Source organism: Serratia proteamaculans (assembly GCF_949794035.1).
Lineage (GTDB): Bacteria > Pseudomonadota > Gammaproteobacteria > Enterobacterales > Enterobacteriaceae > Serratia > Serratia proteamaculans.
Map to the genome: position 1 here is coordinate 710,942 of NZ_OX461105.1, position 14,098 is coordinate 725,039.

Annotated in this window: 13 protein-coding genes; 6 read left to right on the top strand and 7 right to left on the bottom strand. The window is 56.9% G+C overall.

Going from position 1 to position 14,098, the window contains the following annotated elements; genetic code table 11:
• Positions 1–24: 24 nt before the first annotated feature.
• Together kefF and kefC are read left to right on the top strand one after the other, a co-directional pair.
• Positions 25–582, top strand: coding sequence for a glutathione-regulated potassium-efflux system oxidoreductase KefF (kefF, locus tag QOT07_RS03235; protein WP_112347991.1), 558 nt, complete (start codon positions 25–27; stop codon positions 580–582).
• On the top strand, positions 575–2,428 hold the full coding sequence (kefC, locus tag QOT07_RS03240) for a glutathione-regulated potassium-efflux system protein KefC (RefSeq protein WP_283602563.1): 1,854 nt from the start codon (positions 575–577) through the stop codon (positions 2,426–2,428). Before kefF ends, kefC begins: the two co-directional genes overlap by 8 nt.
• 43 nt (positions 2,429–2,471) lie before the next feature.
• On the opposite strand, the gene QOT07_RS03245 is transcribed toward kefC, so the two are convergent.
• Positions 2,472–3,086 (bottom strand): LysE family translocator, encoded by a 615-nt coding sequence (locus tag QOT07_RS03245; protein ID WP_099063111.1) that lies wholly within the window; start codon positions 3,084–3,086, stop codon positions 2,472–2,474.
• Positions 3,087–3,215: 129 nt separating this feature from the next.
• On the opposite strand from QOT07_RS03245, the gene QOT07_RS03250 reads away from it, so the two are divergent.
• From QOT07_RS03250 to QOT07_RS03265, 4 genes are all read left to right on the top strand, one after another.
• A complete protein-coding gene (locus tag QOT07_RS03250) occupies positions 3,216–4,016 on the top strand; it encodes a threonine/serine exporter family protein (RefSeq protein WP_283602564.1) in 801 nt (266 codons plus the stop codon).
• A complete protein-coding gene (locus QOT07_RS03255) occupies positions 4,013–4,477 on the top strand; it encodes a threonine/serine exporter (RefSeq protein ID WP_165366336.1) in 465 nt (154 codons plus the stop codon). The genes QOT07_RS03250 and QOT07_RS03255 overlap by 4 nt, the downstream gene beginning before the upstream one ends.
• A gap of 141 nt (positions 4,478–4,618) precedes the next feature.
• Entirely contained in the window at positions 4,619–5,101 is a 483-nt protein-coding gene (folA, locus tag QOT07_RS03260) for a type 3 dihydrofolate reductase (protein ID WP_099063108.1), read from the top strand.
• A 193-nt stretch (positions 5,102–5,294) separates the two neighbouring features.
• Complete coding sequence (locus tag QOT07_RS03265) at positions 5,295–7,184, top strand: PhoX family protein (protein ID WP_283602565.1); 1,890 nt, start codon at positions 5,295–5,297, stop codon at positions 7,182–7,184.
• A gap of 39 nt (positions 7,185–7,223) precedes the next feature.
• Here the strand turns inward: QOT07_RS03265 and apaH are convergent, their stop codons facing one another.
• The 6 genes from apaH to lptD form a co-directional block, all read right to left on the bottom strand.
• Positions 7,224–8,075: a bis(5'-nucleosyl)-tetraphosphatase (symmetrical) ApaH gene (gene apaH / locus QOT07_RS03270; protein ID WP_099063106.1), complete on the bottom strand. Its 852-nt coding sequence runs from the start codon at positions 8,073–8,075 to the stop codon at positions 7,224–7,226.
• Positions 8,076–8,077: 2 nt separating this feature from the next.
• The gene (gene apaG / locus QOT07_RS03275; RefSeq protein ID WP_012005174.1) at positions 8,078–8,455 is read right to left on the bottom strand and encodes a Co2+/Mg2+ efflux protein ApaG; all 378 of its coding nucleotides are present in this window, start codon (positions 8,453–8,455) and stop codon (positions 8,078–8,080) included.
• A 12-nt stretch (positions 8,456–8,467) separates the two neighbouring features.
• Positions 8,468–9,286, bottom strand: coding sequence for a 16S rRNA (adenine(1518)-N(6)/adenine(1519)-N(6))-dimethyltransferase RsmA (rsmA, locus tag QOT07_RS03280; RefSeq protein ID WP_085120197.1), 819 nt, complete (start codon positions 9,284–9,286; stop codon positions 8,468–8,470).
• Entirely contained in the window at positions 9,279–10,271 is a 993-nt protein-coding gene (gene pdxA, locus QOT07_RS03285; protein WP_207979298.1) for a 4-hydroxythreonine-4-phosphate dehydrogenase PdxA, read from the bottom strand. Before pdxA ends, rsmA begins: the two co-directional genes overlap by 8 nt.
• The gene (surA, locus tag QOT07_RS03290) at positions 10,258–11,556 is read right to left on the bottom strand and encodes a peptidylprolyl isomerase SurA (RefSeq protein ID WP_099063104.1); all 1,299 of its coding nucleotides are present in this window, start codon (positions 11,554–11,556) and stop codon (positions 10,258–10,260) included. Before surA ends, pdxA begins: the two co-directional genes overlap by 14 nt.
• Positions 11,557–11,621: 65 nt before the next feature.
• On the bottom strand, positions 11,622–13,985 hold the full coding sequence (gene lptD / locus QOT07_RS03295; protein ID WP_099063103.1) for an LPS assembly protein LptD: 2,364 nt from the start codon (positions 13,983–13,985) through the stop codon (positions 11,622–11,624).
• Positions 13,986–14,098 lie beyond the last annotated feature (113 nt).

Below are 14,098 nucleotides of genomic sequence, written 5' to 3' on the forward strand. Positions count from 1 at the left end.
AGGAACGAAGGAACGACGACAACCATGATCCTGATAATTTACGCCCATCCTTATCCCCGGCATTCTCATGCCAACCATCGGCTGCTACAGGCGGTGAAGGACCTTCCCGAGGTGGAAGTCCGTTCGCTGTACGAGCTGTATCCCGATTTCAATATTGATATCAACGCCGAGCAGCAAGCGCTGGAGCGTGCCGATCTGGTGGTGTTGCAGCATCCGATGCAGTGGTACAGCCAACCGCCGTTGCTGAAACTGTGGATCGACAAAGTGCTGGAGCACGGTTGGGCCTATGGTCATGAAGGCGATGCGTTGGTAGGTAAAGATGTCCTGTGGGCGGTGACCAGTGGGGGGGATGAGCACCATTTCGAACTGGGCGATTACCCCAATTTTGCCGCACTGGGGCAGCCGCTGCAGGCCACGGCGCTGTATTGCGGTATGAACTGGCAGCCCTACTTTGCCGTGCACAATACCTTTACCTGCAATGAACCGGCGCTGATTGCCGCCGGAGAGGCCTATCGCCAGCGGCTGGTGGCGTATCTGATGGAACACAGTGAACCGGCGGATCAGGGAGTCGAGCATGGATAATCACCATATGATGATTGAGGGGCTGATCTATCTGGGATCGGCCGCGTTGTTCGTGCCGATAGCGGTGCGATTGGGGCTGGGCTCGGTACTGGGCTACCTGATCGCCGGCTGTATTATTGGCCCCTGGGGGCTGAAACTGGTCTCTGACGCGGAGTCGATCCTCACCTTTGCCGAGATCGGCGTGGTGCTGATGCTGTTTATCATCGGGCTGGAACTGGATCCGAAACGACTGTGGACGTTGCGCGCCTCGGTATTTGGCGGCGGCATTATCCAGATGGCGGCTTGCGGGCTGGCGCTGAGTGCCTTTTGCTATTTCCTCGGGCTGGACTGGAAGGTGGCGCTGCTGATCGGCCTGACGCTGGCTCTGTCCTCCACCGCCATTGCCATGCAGGCGATGAGTGAACGTAACCTGACGCCGTCGCCGATTGGCCGTAGCGCATTTGCTGCATTGCTGTTCCAGGATATCGCGGCGATCCCGCTGGTGGCGATGATCCCCTTGCTGGCCAGCAGCGGTGCCGTCACTACCCTGGCGACCTTTGCCCTGTCGGCGGCCAAGGTGGTGGGTGCGCTGGTGGTGGTGGTACTGCTCGGTCGTTATGTGACCCGGCCGTTGCTGCACTTTGTCGCCCGCTCCGGCATGCGCGAAGTCTTTAGTGCCGTGGCGCTGTTTCTGGTATTTGGTTTTGGCATTCTGCTGGAAATGGCCGGGCTGTCGATGGCGATGGGGGCCTTCCTTGCCGGGGTGATGCTGGCGAGTTCCGAATACCGTCATGCTTTGGAAAGCGATATTCAGCCGTTCAAGGGCCTGCTGCTCGGGCTGTTCTTTATCGGTGTTGGCATGTCGATCGACTTCGGCACCCTGTTCCACCATCCGTTGTTGATTGCCTCGCTACTGTTGGGCTTTATGTTGATCAAGGCGGCGCTGCTGTGGGTGATTGGACCCTGGCTTGGCGTACCGAAGCGTCAGCGCGGCATGTTTGCCATTTTGTTAGGGCAGGGCAGTGAGTTTGCCTTCGTGATTTTCGGGGCCGCCCAGTTGGCCGGGGTGTTGCCGCCGGAATGGGCTAAATCGCTGACGCTGGCGGTGGCCTTATCAATGGCGGTGACGCCAGTGCTGTTGGTGGTAGCGGCTCGCATTGAGAAAAACGCGCCGAAGGATGAGCGTCCGGCGGATGAAATTGATGATGAAAACGCCAGCGTAATCATTGCCGGGTTTGGGCGCTTTGGTCAGATTGCCGGCCGTTTACTGCTGGCCAACGGCGTGCATACCGTGGTGTTGGATCACGACCCGGATCATATTGAAACGCTGCGCAAGTTCGACACCAAGGTGTTTTATGGTGATGCCACGCGTGCCGATCTGCTGGAGGCCGCGGGTGCCGAGCACGCCAAGGTGCTGATTAACGCCATCGACGACGTGGAGGCCAATTTACAATTGACCGAGTTGGCCAAGCGGCACTTCCCACACCTGAAGGTGGTGGCGCGCGCACGCGATGTTGACCACTGGTATCAGTTGCGCCAGTTAGGGGTGGAAAGCCCGGAGCGTGAAACCTTTGAAAGCTCGTTGCGCATTGGCCGCGAAACGCTGGAACTGTTGGGGCTGGATGCTTACGAGGCACGTGAAAAAGCGGATACCTTCCGGCGCTACAACCTGAAAATGCTCGAGGAAACGCTGGAGAATTATCAGGATACCGAATTCCGTCTTGCCGGTCTGCAACGGGCCAAAGAGATGCTCAGTGCGGCTATCGAGCAGGATCAGAATCGGTTGGCGAGGGTACAGCAGAGTGGCTGGCGCGGTAGTATCGATGGCAAAGCACCGGAGGATGAGGTGGTAGAAGTCAAGGGGTAAACCCGGTGGGCGCAGCGTCAGGCTGCGCCCCACAAGAGATGGGTTAGCTCAGCGCTACCTTGATACCCAGGGCAATCAGCATGCCGCCCAGCAATTTATCCACTACCTTCTGGGTTTTCTCCAGCCCGCGACGCACCGGTCCGCTTTGGATCAGGAACACCAGCACCGGCCACCACAGGGCGGACAGGCCAAGGATAATCCCCGCATACCACAGTTTTTCACCCAGCCCGGAGTTGATCTGCAATACCTGAGTAAACACCGCCAGGAAGAACAGTGTGGCTTTCGGGTTGAGCAGATTACACAGATAGCCCTGCACAAAGGCACTCTTCAGACTCACCTGTTGCTGCGGCAGATTGCTGACGTTCATCTTGCTGCCACTGCGTGACAGCAATGCCTGAATACCTACCCAGATCAGATAGACCGCCCCGGCGTACTTCAGCACGTTGAACAGCCATGGTGTGGTGGTGATCACCACTGCCAGTCCGGCCACGCAGTAAGACATATGGGTCGCGACGCCGCAGATCACACCGAAGGCGGTCATCATGGCGGCCAGGCGCGGGTAGCGGGCAGCATTCTTGATCACCAGAAAAAAATCCGGGCCGGGCGACAGCATCCCCAGGGCGGCAATACCAGCAACGAACAGCGAAGTTTCAAGCATGATTTGACTCTCTGCACAAAAGGCCTAATTGCGCTGATAATAACGCCGCTTCCCCTGATGCGCATCAACCAAATGAGGTAATGTTTAACCCTATGATGGATCCTCAGTCTGAACAAACCCCGGGGCCCTATGCAGCAACTGACAACCACCGACCTACCGTCACCGCAGCGGCAACAGCGTGAAATCACCCGTCTGTGCATTCAATGTGCTTTGCTGTTGTTACAGCACGGCGCCGAAAGCATGGTGGTGGAGCAATTATCCACCCGGCTGGGGCTGGCGTTGGGCATGGACAGCGTGGAAAGTTCGATCTCGGCCAATGCGGTGGTGCTGACCACCCTCAGTAACGGTGAATGCCTGACCACCACGCGCAAGAACGTCGATCGCGGCATCAATATGCAGATGGTGACCGAGGTGCAGCACATCGTTATTTTGGCGGAGCACCGGCTGGCGGATGCGCATGATGTGGCCCGGCGCTTCGAGAAAATTCGTCCGCTGCGTTATCCGCGTTGGTTGGTGGTGCTGATGGTAGCGCTGTCCTGCGGTTGCTTCAGCATGCTGAACGGCGGCGATCAGAAAGCCTTTGCCGTGACCTTTATCGCCAGCGGCCTGGCCATGTCGGTGCGCCAAATGCTGACCGCCCGCCACATGAATCCACTGATCAACTTTTGCCTGACGGCGTTTGTCGCCACCTCGGTTTCCGGCCTGTTGCTGCGGCTGCCGGTGTTCAGCCAAACCTCTACGGTGGCGATGGCCGCCAGCGTACTGTTGCTGGTGCCGGGGTTTCCGCTGATTAACGCGGTGGCCGACATGTTCAAAGGCCATATCAATACCGGGCTGGCGCGCTGGGCGATGGCCAGTTTGCTGACGCTGGCCACCTGTATTGGCGTGGTGATGGCGATGTCGTTGTGGGATCTGCGGGGGTGGTCATGAACCTGCTTTGGGCTTTGCTGCAGGACATGCTGCTGGCGGCGGTACCGGCGCTGGGCTTCGCCATGGTCTTCAACGTACCGGTGCGCGCACTGCGTTATTGTGCACTGTTGGGGGCGGTGGGCCATGGTTCACGGATGCTGATGATGCACGCAGGCATGAACATCGAATGGGCCACGTTCTTGGCGGCGATTTTGATCGGCATGATCGGTATTTACTGGTCGCGCTGGCTGCTGGCGCACCCGAAGGTGTTTACCGTGGCGGCGGTGATCCCGATGTTCCCGGGTATCTCGGCCTATACCGCGATGATCTCGGTGGTGGAAATCTCGCATTTGGGGTACAGCGAGGCGCTGATGGCCACCCTGATGAGCAATTTCCTCAAGGCCTGTTTTATCGTTGGTGCGTTATCGATTGGGCTGTCACTGCCCGGGCTGTGGCTGTACCGTAAACGCCCCGGCGTCTGAGAATCAAGGGGTGGAAAAACGGGTATTAGATATTCTAATAAGAGCTATCTTATATATTCATATTGCTTGATTAGCCTATCGACGGCAGTTGGGGCTTTACGTATAGTGTGAGCAATTTTGCTGCCTACACAGGGTTTAACAATGATTATCAGCCTGATCGCTGCCTTGGCGGCGGATCGCGTTATTGGCATGGAAAACGCCATGCCGTGGCACCTGCCGGCGGACTTAGCGTGGTTTAAACGTAACACGCTGAATAAACCGGTTATTATGGGCCGTAAAACTTTCGAATCCATTGGTCGCCCATTACCGGGCCGTCATAACATCGTTTTAAGCAGCCGTCCCGGCACGGATACCGGGGTGACCTGGGCCACGTCGATTGACGAAGCGCTGGCCGCTGCCGGTGATGTGGAAGAAGTGATGGTGATAGGGGGCGGGCGTATTTACAGCCAGTTCCTGGCTCGCGCCAACCGCATGTACCTGACGCATATCGATGCCGAAGTCGGTGGCGATGCTCACTTCCCGGACTATGAGCCGGACGAATGGGAAACCTCGTTCAGTGAGTTCCACGATGCTGACGAACTGAATTCTCACAGCTATTGCTTCGAGATTTTAGAACACCGCTGATTGCCGGGTGTGAGTCCGACCTTCCTGAGGGCGCAAGAGATTGCGTCCTTTGTCGTTTCTGCGGCAAAATTTCCGCCGACTTTTGATTGTAACATTTTCGTCACACTTCCTGATTAGTATGAAGCCCAACTCTGAGCGCCCGGCAACTCTGGTGAATCTCGATCGCGGCGCCATTTAAAAAGGAAGCAAAGCAATGACGAGCAAAATTGAGCAATTAGACGCCGACCGCCTGACCGATCCCACCCGTCGTAAACTGCTGCTGGGTAGCGCCGGTGCCGTTGGCCTGGCCGGCTTCCTCGGCGGTGGCATCTGGACCGTTTCCGCCCAGGCGCTGGCCGAAGACTTACCGCCGAACAAGCTGCTGGGTTTCAAAGGCATTGCGGCCTCAACCGCCGATGAAGTGGTGATTGCACCGGGCTACCGCGCCGAGGTGTTGATTTCCTGGGGGGAGCCGCTGGTGGAGGGGGCTGCCGCTTTTGACCCACAGGGCAACAATAGCGCCGCCGATCAGGAAAAACAGTTCGGTGATAACAACGATGGCATGAGCTTCTTCCCGATTGATGACAATCACGGCGTGATGGCTATCAACAATGAATACGTAAACGAGCAGTATCTGTTCGCCCACGGTGGCAGCAAAGCCACCAGTCTGGAAGACGTGCGTAAATCTCAGGCCGCGCACGGGGTTTCCATCGTGGCGGTACGCCGCACCGGTGACAGCCAGCGCTGGGAAGTAGAGCGCCCGTCGCGCTATAACCGCCGCATAACGGCCAATACCGAGATGCAGTTCAGCGGCCCGGCTGCCGGTCATGCCTTGCTGCAAACTGCGGCCGATCCTACCGGTCGCAAGGTTCTGGGCACCTTCGGCAACTGCGCTAACGGAAAAACCCCCTGGGGCACTTACCTGACCTGCGAAGAGAATTACGATACCTATTTCGGCACCCATCAGGCCGACTATAAGACCACGGCGGATCAAAAGCGCTACACGCTGAAAGTCAGCGAGCCGGAACGCAACTGGCCGGATTACGACGAACGTTTTGACGTGGCGAAGAACCCGAATGAGTTCAACCGTCACGGCTGGATCGTCGAAATCGACCCGATGAATCCAACCTCGACGCCAATTAAACATACGGCACTGGGCCGCTTCAAACATGAAAATGCCGCTGTGACCGTCGCCAAGGACGGTCGCCTGGTGGTTTACATGGGTGACGATGAGCGCGGTGAGCACATCTACAAGTACGTTTCCAAAGGCGTGGTGGACGTGGCTAATCCGGCCAACAATCGCAGCCTGTTGGATGAAGGCACGCTGTACGTGGCGCAGTTTGATGGTGATGCCGCCGGTACGCCACTGAAAGGGACCGGGCGCTGGATTGCGCTGGAGTTCGGCAAAAATGGCCTGACGCCGGAAAATGGTTTCCGTGATGAGGCTGAGGTGCTGATCTTCGCTCGCAAGGCCGCGGCACAGGTGGGTGCCACCAAGATGGACCGTCCGGAATGGATCGCGGTCAACCCGCATGATGGCCGCGCCTACTGCACATTGACCAACAACAGCAAACGTGGCGAAGAAGGCATGCCATTGAACGCGGCGAACCCACGCCCGAACAATGTCTATGGCCAGATTATTCGTTGGGATGAGGGCGGTGATGCGACGGCAGCGTCATTCTCCTGGGATATTTATGCCCTGTGCGGCAACCCGATTGCGCACCCGGAAGGGGTCAATCGCGGCACGCCAAATATCACGGCTGACAATACTTTTAACAGCCCGGACGGCTTGGGCTTTGATAAGGCCGGTCGCCTGTGGATCCTCACCGACGGCAAATACAATAACAAGGGCGACTATGAAGGACAGGGGAACAACCAGATGCTGGTGGGCGATCCGCAGAGCGGGGAGATCCGCCGCTTTATGGTCGGGCCAAAATCCTGTGAACTGACCGGTATTACTTTCACCCCGGATTACAAGACCATGTTCGTCAACGTCCAGCACCCGGGCGAAGAGGGCGATTCTCATTTTCCGAACAACAGTCCACGTCCACGCTCGTCAGTATTGATGATTACGCGTGAAGACGGTGGGGTGATTGGCGCTTAAGACGAAAACAGTGGGGCGGCGTTGACCGCCCCGACTTGATTATGACGCGACCTGTTGGTGCACGCCATCCAGCAGATCGCGGCGGTGGGCCGGTTGGGTAAAGTACTGCTGGTCTTCCCAGCGCAACATGGTCAGATCGCCTCCCCAGCAACAGCCGGTATCGAGGCCAATAATGCCTGCCGGTGTGCCTTTGCCTTCCAGTGATGCCCAATGACCAAAGATAATGGTGTAATCGGCATCGACCAATCGTGGCAATTCAAACCAGGGTTTCAGCGGCGCAGGCGCGGTGCCTGGTGCATCTTTGCAAATCATGTCGAGCTGGCCGTTCGGGAAGCAGTAACGCATGCGCGTCAGGGCATTGGTGCTGAAACGCAGGCGTGCCAGGCCACTCAGTTCCGGACTCCAGTTGTTCGGCATATCGCCGTACATGGCGTCGAGGAACAGCGGGTAGCTGTCGCTGCTCAGTACCGCTTCCACTTCGCGGGCGCAGAGCTGTGCGGTTTCAATATCCCACTGCGGCGTAATGCCGGCATGTGCCATAACCAGTTTAAGTTGTTCATCTACCTGCAGTACCGGTTGGCGGCGCAGCCAGTTGATCAATTCATCGGCGTCCGGGGCCTCCAGCAGCGGGGTGATGCGGTCTTTGGGTTTGTTGCGGCTGATACCGGCGTAGACCGCCAGCAGATGCAGGTCGTGGTTGCCCAGCACCATACGTACCGCCGGACCCAGTGAACGTACGTAGCGCAAGACGTCCAGCGAGCCGGGGCCGCGGGCGACCAGATCGCCGGTCAGCCACAGTTGGTCATGCTGAGGATCGAAAGCCACCTGGGCCAATAGCGATTTCAGTTCATCGAAACAGCCATGAACGTCGCCGATAAGGTATGTCGACATAATTAGTGGATCAGCGTTGGAATAGCTAAGCGGAACACCGGAATAGCGGTCTGGAATGGCTGACCCTGATGATCAACCATTTCGTAATGGCCTTCCATGGTACCCAGCGGCGTTTCAAGGATCGCACCGCTGGTATATTGGAATTCGCCTCCAGGCGGGATGAGCGGCTGTTCGCCGACGACACCTTCGCCCTGAACTTCGGTCTGACGGCCATTACTGTTGGTGATCAGCCAGTAACGGCCCAGCAGTTGCACATTGAAACGCCCCAGGTTGCGGATGGTGATGGTATAAGCGAAGACGTAACGTTCTTCCTCAGGTATCGACTGTGATTCCACATAGACACTTTGTACCTGAATACATACGCGGGGCGAATCAATCATGACCACTACTCCTTATTGCTGCGGCGTGGGATTGGCTGAAAGCCAGTTGGCCAGCTTACAGTATTGCGCCACAGAAATATTCTCTGCTCTCAGTATCGGATCGATACCCAACTCCGTCAGTTGCTCCGGGGTGAACAGGTCGCCCAGGCTGTTACGGACGGTCTTCCGGCGTTGGTTGAACGCCTGAGTGGTAATACGGCTCAGCATGCGCACGTCGCCCACCGGGTTCGGGTTCACCAGGTGTGGCACCAGACGCACCACGGCGGAATCCACTTTCGGCGCCGGGGTGAAGGAGGTCGGTGGCACTTCCAGCACCGGGATAACGTTGCAGTAGTACTGCGCCATCACGGTCAAACGCCCGTAGGCCTTGCTGTTCGGGCCGGCAACCAGGCGGTTAACCACTTCTTTCTGCAACATAAAGTGCATGTCGCGAATGGCCTGAGTATAGCTGAAAAGGTGGAACATCAGCGGCGTCGAAATGTTATACGGCAGGTTACCAAACACGCGCAGCGGTTGGCCTGCCTGCTCGGCCATTTCGGCAAAGTTCACCGTCATGGCATCTTGCTGGTGAATGGTCAGTTTGTCTTTCAGCTGCGGGTGGTTCGCCAGGCGGGCCGCCAAATCGCGGTCCAGCTCAATCACCGTCATGCGATCCATACGTGCGCCGACCGGCTCGGTCAGTGCGCCCAGGCCGGGGCCGATTTCAACTACCGCTTCGCCCGGCATCGGGTGAATGGCGGAGACAATGCTATCGATGACAAACTGATCGGTTAAAAAGTTCTGTCCAAAGCGTTTGCGGGCAAAGTGCCCTTGGTGGACTTTATTATTCATTACAATTAATTATCATTTTAATGGCGAGATTCAAGGCCGTTTTAAAACTGCCTGCATCGGCGGTGCCGGTGCCGGCCAGTTCCAAAGCGGTACCGTGGTCGACCGAGGTACGGATAAAAGGCAAACCGAGGGTAATATTTACCGCCCGGCCGAACCCTTGGTATTTTAGCACCGGTAGACCCTGATCGTGATACATCGCCAGCACCGCATCGGCATGTTGCAGATACTTGGGCTGGAACAGGGTGTCCGCCGGCAGTGGGCCGATCAGATGAATACCTTCAGCACGCAGCGCGTCGAGCGCCGGGATGATGGTATCTATCTCTTCATGCCCCATATGGCCGCCTTCCCCGGCATGCGGGTTCAGGCCACAGACATAGATCTGCGGTTGAGCGAGGCCAAATTTGGTTTTCAGGTCATGGTCGAGAATGCGGATGACTTCATGCAGGCTTTGCCGGGTGATAGCGCCAGGCACCGCCAGTAAAGGCAGGTGGGTGGTCGCCAGCGCCACGCGCAGCTCTTCAGTCGCCAACATCATCACCACGCGATCGCAACCGCTGCGATCGGCAAAGAATTCGGTATGGCCAATGAACGGCACGCCGGCGTCGTTGATCACCGCCTTGTTCACCGGGCCGGTGATCAGCGCGGCGAATTCACCGTTCAGACAGCCGTCACAGGCGCGCGCCAGAGTTTCCACCACGTAGGCGCTGTTGCCCACGTTCAACTCGCCTGCCACCACCGGATGAGCAGTAGCGACCGGCAACACCGTCAGCGTACCGGCGCGCTGTGGCTGAGCAGGCTGCTGTGGCTGATAGGTGCGCAGTTGCAACGGCAGGTTTAACTGTCGGGCGCGTTCAAGCAACAAGGCCGGATCCGCGCACACCACCAGTTCAACAGGCCAATCCTGTTGCGCCAGCGCTGCCACTAAATCCGGCCCAACCCCGGCAGGCTCGCCGGGGGTGATTACGATGCGATTATTGTTGTGCATTACCGTCAAGGATCTTCACGTAAGCCTGAGCACGTTGTTCCTGCATCCAGGTTTGCGCTTCTTCAGCAAACTTGCGGTTGAACAGCATGCGGTAAGCGCGATCTTTCTGCGCTGCATCGGTTTTGTCGACCTGACGCGTATCCAGCAACTGAATCAGGTGCCAGCCGAAGGAAGAATGCACCGGTTGGCTGACTTCGCCTTTGCTCAGCTTCATCAACGCGTCGCGGAAGGCCGGATCGTAGATGTCTGGAGAAGCCCAGCCCAGATCGCCGCCCTGCAGTGCAGAACCCGGATCCTGAGAAAGCTGTTTGGCTTCGTCAGCAAACTTGGCGCGGCCGCTTTTGATTTCTTCGGCTACCGCTTGCAGCTTGGCGCGTGCTTGATCGTCGGTCAGCACCACAGAAGGTTTCAGCAGAATGTGACGTGCATGAACCTCAGTAACGGACACCGACTGGCTGGAGCCACGGATGTCATTCACTTTCAGGATGTGGAAGCCTACGCCGGAACGGATCGGCCCAACCACGTCGCCTTTTTTGGCGTTAACCAGTCTTTCGGCGAACAGGGTAGGGATTTCCTGCAGCTTGCCCCAGCCCATGTTGCCGCCTTTCAGCGCCTGGGAGTCGGCAGAGTAGGAGATCGCCAGCTTGCCGAAGTCGGCACCGCCGTTGATTTCGCCCATCAGTTTTTTAGCCAGGGCTTCCGCGTCGTCAACCTGTGCCTGCGACGGGTTTTCCGGCAGTGGGATCAGGATGTGGCTGATGTTCATTTCGGTATCGCTACCGTTCTGAGCGCCAACCTGAGTGGCCAGGGAGTCAACTTCCTGAGGCAGGATGGTGACGCGGCGGCGCACTTCATTGTTACGCACTTCCGTAATCAGCATTTCCTTGCGGATCTGCGAACGGTAGGTGTTGTAGTTCAGGCCTTCATACGCCAGACGGCTGCGCATCTGATCGATGCTCATTTTGTTCTGTGCGGCGATGTTGCCGATGGCTTTGTCCAGATCGGCGTCAGAAACGTTGATGCCCATTTTCTTGGCCATCTGCAGCTGGATGTTATCCATAATCAGACGCTCAAGGATCTGGTGACGAAGCGTTTTGTCATCCGGCAATTGTTGGCCGGCCTGCTGCGCATTGAGCTTCACCGACTGCAACAGGGTGTTTACGTCGCTCTCAAGGACCACGCCGTTATCCACGACGGCGGCGACTTTATCCACTTCTTGGGGTGCTGCGAACGCGGTATTGGCACAAACCACCAATCCGAGAATAAGCGTTCTCCAGTTCTTCATACATTTCCCATTATGTAATCCGCAAATGCGGGTTAAAGTTCTCGTTTTCAAAGTGTTACAAAGCATCAAAATGCACGCTGGTAAGGCAGAATGCCGGAACGCAGCATTTCCGCGGAGCCCAGACTGTGATCGCTGCTCAGGCCACGCAGTTCGACGTTGAACGAAACTTTGTTGTCATAAACGCTGGTATTGTTGCTGCCATTCCAGTCGGTGATCTTACGCTCATAGCCCAAGGTCACTGCCCAGCAGCAGGTGTTGTACTTCACGCCGAGCAACTGATCGGCGGACTGCTTGGCACGGGTGTCGTAGTAATAAGCACCTACGACGGCCCAACGATCGGCGATTGGCCAACTGCCGGTGACGCCCACCTGCGAGATACCGTCCTGATAGGCCGGAACCTGCGTGGTGTTCAGTGCCGTCTCAATATACTCCGGCGTGGCGTAACGGTAGTTCAACTGCAATACACGTTCAGAATCCTGACGGTATTCCAGTACGCCGTTGCCCAGCGAGACGCTATTCAGGCGCGTATCATACTGCAGGCCGCCGCGCAGGCCCCAACGATCGTCTATCTTCCAATAGGTGTCGCCGGCCCAGGCCAGGCTGCCGGTGTCATCATTGTTATCGTAACCTGTGGTTTGGTCACCGGTACGTGAACGGCTGAAGTAGTAGATTTGACCCACGGAAGCATTAAAACGTTCAACCAGCGCGTCATCATAAATTCGCGTGGTCAAACCGGTAGATACGCGGTTCTGTGAAGCGATGCGATCCAGGCCGCTGTAGGTACGGTCACGGAACAGGCCGGAGTAGTCGGTTTGCAGCAGTGTGGTGTCGTAGGTGTAGATATTGCTCTGATCGCGATACGGCACATACAGGTACTGCATGCGCGGCTCCAGGGTCTGGGTATAGCCTTCCGACCAATCCATTGGGCGATCGAACACCATTTTTCCGTCGACCTTGAACTGCGGCAAGACGCGGTTAACCGAGTCTTCAAGACCTGGCGCGTTGTTGCCGGTACGGGTCTTGTAGTTGGCGGCGAAACCGTCAGGAATATCCTGCTGATAGTGGGTCGCCAGCAGTTTGGCTTCGGTGTTCAGACTGCCCCAGCCGTTGGTCAGCGGCAGGCTCAGCGTCGGTTCCATATGCAGACGAGTGGCGTCCGGACTGTAAGGGTTGACGCTGATAAACTTGGCCGCCTGGCCGTAGATGCGGAAATCAAACGGGCCGAGATCGTCTTTATAGTAGTTCAGGTCCAGCTGTGGCTGAACTTTGTACGAGTCTGACCGGCTGCGATCGGTATCGTCGTAGATCTGGAACTGTTTGGAACTTAAGGTGGCGTCCCAGTTATCAATGGCATAGCCGAGGCTGAATTTCTGCGTGGCATAACCGTCGGTGGTGGAACCGTAGGTTGAGTCCAGATCGGTAAAGTATTTGGAATCACTGACCTTGGTGTAGTCGACGTTGAAGCGCCACACCTGGTCCATCACGCCATTGTGGTTCCAGTAGAATAACCAGCGTTTGCTGTCGTCAGGGTTATTCTTGCTGTATTCCTTGTCGTCCGGCAACCAGTCGAATTCCATCAGGCCCAGGCCAGGCTGCACCAGATAGCGGAATTCGTTCTGCAACTGCAGGCCGCGTCGGGACATGTAGTGCGGCGTGATGGTGGCGTCGAAGTTCGGCGCAATGTTCCAGTAATACGGCAGCATAAATTCAAAGCCATTGCTGCTGCCATATTTTGCATTCGGGATCAGGAAACCGGAGCGACGTTTATCACCGACCGGCAATTGCAGGTACGGGCTGTAAAACACCGGCACACCGCCAATCTTAAAGCGGGCGTTCCAGATTTCCGCTACCTGTTCTTCACGGTCGTGGATCACTTCGGAACCGACCACGCTCCAGCTGTCGTCACCCGGCAAACAAGAGGTAAAGGTACCGTTTTCCAGAATGGTGTAACGGTTGGCGCCGCGCATCTTCATCTTGTCGGCGTCGCCACGCCCCTGACGGCCTACCATTTGGTAGTCACCCTCATAGACGTCGGTATCTTTGTTGTTCAGGTTTGACCAGGCCTTCGGACCTTTCAGCTTGATCTGATTGTCGCTGTAGTGCACATCACCGGTAGCGGTCACGGTGCGCACCGGATCGGTCTGCCCCGGATTTTGCGTCTGGGTCAGTTCCACCTGCTTGGCGGTCAGCGTGCTGTTACCTTGTTCAATATTTACGTTACCGGTGAACAGCGCGCTTTTCGGATAATCCGTGCGAGAGTCATCAGCGTTGATAGTGACAGGCAGGCTGTTGGGGTCGCCGCTGACCAGCGGTTTGTCATAAACAGGAACGCCAAGCATACATTGCTCGGCCAGGTCAGCCAGGGCATGCTGGCTGTAGAGTGCCGTCCAAATCAGTGTGGCCAGCAGTGTTGGGAAACTTTTTTTCATACGCGGTTTTGGTGTTCCGTCATCAGAGGCGTCATGTCCGGCAAACGGTCAGAGACTATATTACTCATCTGCGTTGCGCTAGTGTTAAATCCGGCCGTTTACTTGCGTCGTCG

Coding starts and splice junctions, on each gene's coding strand:
- apaG (WP_012005174.1), bottom strand. CDS start 8,455: ATGATTGATTCGCCCCGCGTATGTATTCAGGTACAAAGTGTCTATGTG.
- kefC (WP_283602563.1), top strand. CDS start 575: ATGGATAATCACCATATGATGATTGAGGGGCTGATCTATCTGGGATCG.
- kefF (WP_112347991.1), top strand. CDS start 25: ATGATCCTGATAATTTACGCCCATCCTTATCCCCGGCATTCTCATGCC.
- QOT07_RS03250 (WP_283602564.1), top strand. CDS start 3,216: ATGCAGCAACTGACAACCACCGACCTACCGTCACCGCAGCGGCAACAG.
- lptD (WP_099063103.1), bottom strand. CDS start 13,985: ATGAAAAAAAGTTTCCCAACACTGCTGGCCACACTGATTTGGACGGCA.
- surA (WP_099063104.1), bottom strand. CDS start 11,556: ATGAAGAACTGGAGAACGCTTATTCTCGGATTGGTGGTTTGTGCCAAT.
- rsmA (WP_085120197.1), bottom strand. CDS start 9,286: ATGAATAATAAAGTCCACCAAGGGCACTTTGCCCGCAAACGCTTTGGA.
- QOT07_RS03265 (WP_283602565.1), top strand. CDS start 5,295: ATGACGAGCAAAATTGAGCAATTAGACGCCGACCGCCTGACCGATCCC.
- apaH (WP_099063106.1), bottom strand. CDS start 8,075: ATGTCGACATACCTTATCGGCGACGTTCATGGCTGTTTCGATGAACTG.
- QOT07_RS03255 (WP_165366336.1), top strand. CDS start 4,013: ATGAACCTGCTTTGGGCTTTGCTGCAGGACATGCTGCTGGCGGCGGTA.
- folA (WP_099063108.1), top strand. CDS start 4,619: ATGATTATCAGCCTGATCGCTGCCTTGGCGGCGGATCGCGTTATTGGC.
- pdxA (WP_207979298.1), bottom strand. CDS start 10,271: ATGCACAACAATAATCGCATCGTAATCACCCCCGGCGAGCCTGCCGGG.
- QOT07_RS03245 (WP_099063111.1), bottom strand. CDS start 3,086: ATGCTTGAAACTTCGCTGTTCGTTGCTGGTATTGCCGCCCTGGGGATG.